This is a genomic window from Stenotrophomonas sp. NPDC077659, from assembly GCF_050268705.1.
Classification (GTDB): domain Bacteria; phylum Pseudomonadota; class Gammaproteobacteria; order Xanthomonadales; family Xanthomonadaceae; genus Stenotrophomonas.
In genome coordinates this window covers 11,673-13,558 of sequence record NZ_JBNNHG010000103.1, presented here as the reverse complement: position 1 = coordinate 13,558, position 1,886 = coordinate 11,673, and the positions used below count along the sequence as shown (strand labels likewise).

The 1,886-nt window shown below is 68.8% G+C and carries 2 protein-coding genes and 1 pseudogene; 2 read left to right on the top strand and 1 reads right to left on the bottom strand.

The features are described from left to right. Positions 1–171: pseudogene (locus tag ACQKDV_RS14005) on the bottom strand (twitching motility protein PilT); the annotation flags it as partial. 87 nt (positions 172–258) lie between these two features. Between ACQKDV_RS14005 and ACQKDV_RS14000 the strand changes: the two are divergent. Next, the gene (locus ACQKDV_RS14000) at positions 259–942 is read left to right on the top strand and encodes a YggS family pyridoxal phosphate-dependent enzyme (protein WP_427784433.1); all 684 of its coding nucleotides are present in this window, start codon (positions 259–261) and stop codon (positions 940–942) included. Between the two features lie 10 nt (positions 943–952). Next, positions 953–1,774 (top strand): pyrroline-5-carboxylate reductase, encoded by an 822-nt coding sequence (gene proC, locus ACQKDV_RS13995; protein ID WP_427784431.1) that lies wholly within the window; start codon positions 953–955, stop codon positions 1,772–1,774. Positions 1,775–1,886 lie beyond the last annotated feature (112 nt).

The window sequence follows — 1,886 nt, the reverse complement described above, 5'->3', positions numbered from 1 at the left end:
GTCAGACATGATGTCGTACACCAGCGCATGGACCTGTTTGTGGTCCAGGGCCGGGATGTTGATCCGGCGAACATCGCCGTCCACGCGGATCATCGGCGGCAGGCCTGCGGACAGGTGCAGGTCGGACGCTTTGTTCTTTACGGAAAACGCCAACAGTTCGGCGATATCCATGAGCGGCTACTCCCCAATAACGGCTGCGACTGGAAGGATCTTTCCCCGGGCGGCAGTATAGCCTTCTGTCACACCGGAACGCGTCACGTGGCCACTGCCCTGCCTGAGATCCTGAGCAACCTGCACAACGCCGCCGAGGCTGCCGGGCGGCCACCGCCGCGCCTGCTGGCGGTTTCCAAGACCCAGCCGGCCGAGGCCGTGGTCGCCCTGGCCGCGCAGGGCCAGCGCGCTTTCGGCGAAAACTACGTGCAGGAAGCCCTGGCCAAGATGCAGGCGCTGCAGGGGTTGGGGTTGGAATGGCACCTGATCGGCCACCTGCAGTCGAACAAGGCCGAGGCCGTGGCCAGCCACTTCGACTGGGTGCAGAGCGTGGACCGGCCCAAGCTGGTAACCGCCCTGGCCCGTCACCGCCCGGCCGGACGCATGCCGCTGAACGTGCTCATCCAGGTCAACATCGACGATGAAAGCAGCAAGCACGGCTGTAAGCCGCAGGACGTGGACGCGCTGGCCGAGGCCATCTGCGCCGAGCCTGCGCTGTGCCTGCGCGGGTTGATGGCCATTCCTGCGCCGTGGCCGGAGGCCGAGCGCCGCCGGGAAGCATTCGTGCGCATGCGCGTGCTTTTCCAGACGCTGGCCGCGCGCCATCCGCAGGTGGACACCCTGTCGATGGGCATGAGCAGCGACTACGCCGAGGCCATCGCCGAAGGTGCCACCCTGGTGCGCATCGGCACCGCCCTGTTCGGTGCGCGCCCGCGCCCGGCCTCAACCTGAGCAACTGCGCATGACAGCTGAATCGATTACCTTCATCGGCGGCGGCAACATGGCCCGCAGCCTGATTGCCGGACTGGTGCGCCAGGGTGCACCGACCGCGCAGATCCACGTGGCCGAGCCGGTAGGCGCACTGCGCGAGGCACTGGCTGCTGATTTTGGCGTGCGGACCTACGACAACGCCGCCGCGGCCGCCGCGCAGGGCCAGACTTGGCTGCTGGCAGTGAAGCCGCAGGTCCTGCCCGAGGTCTGCCACTCACTGCAGGCCCTGGCCCAGGCACAGGCACCGCTGGTCGTGTCGATTGCCGCCGGCATCACCAGTACGCAGCTGCAGCGCTGGCTGGGCGGTGCGCTGCCGGTGGTGCGTGCGATGCCCAACACCCCTGCCCTGCTGGGCGCCGGCGTGACCGGCCTGTATGCCACGCCGGCGGTGGACGCGCAGCAGCACGCGCAGGCCGAACGCGTGCTGGCCAGCGCCGGGCGCACGGTGTGGATCGAGGACGAGGCCCTGATGGATTCGGTCACTGCCGTATCCGGCAGCGGCCCGGCCTATGTGTTCCTGCTGGCCGAAGCGATGGAAGCGGCCGGCATTGCCCAGGGCCTGTCGGCCGAGGCGGCGCGCACCCTGGTGGTGCAGACCCTGCTGGGAGCATCGCGGATGCTGGACGAAGCCGGTGAGAGCCCGGCCGAACTGCGGCGCCGGGTGACCTCGCCCAACGGCACCACGCAGGCGGCGATCGAGAGTTTCCAGGCCGATGGGTTCGAGGCGCTGGTGGCCAGGGCACTGCGCGCGGCGCAGCAGCGTGGGCGGGATTTGTCGGCGGCGAATGACTGATTGCGGCATCGACGCATGGCGTCGATCTACTGACCGCCGCATCGGCGCGCGGCCCTGGTCCACCAACCACCGGTAGATCCACGCCATGCGTGGATGCAGCCTTCCCGGTACG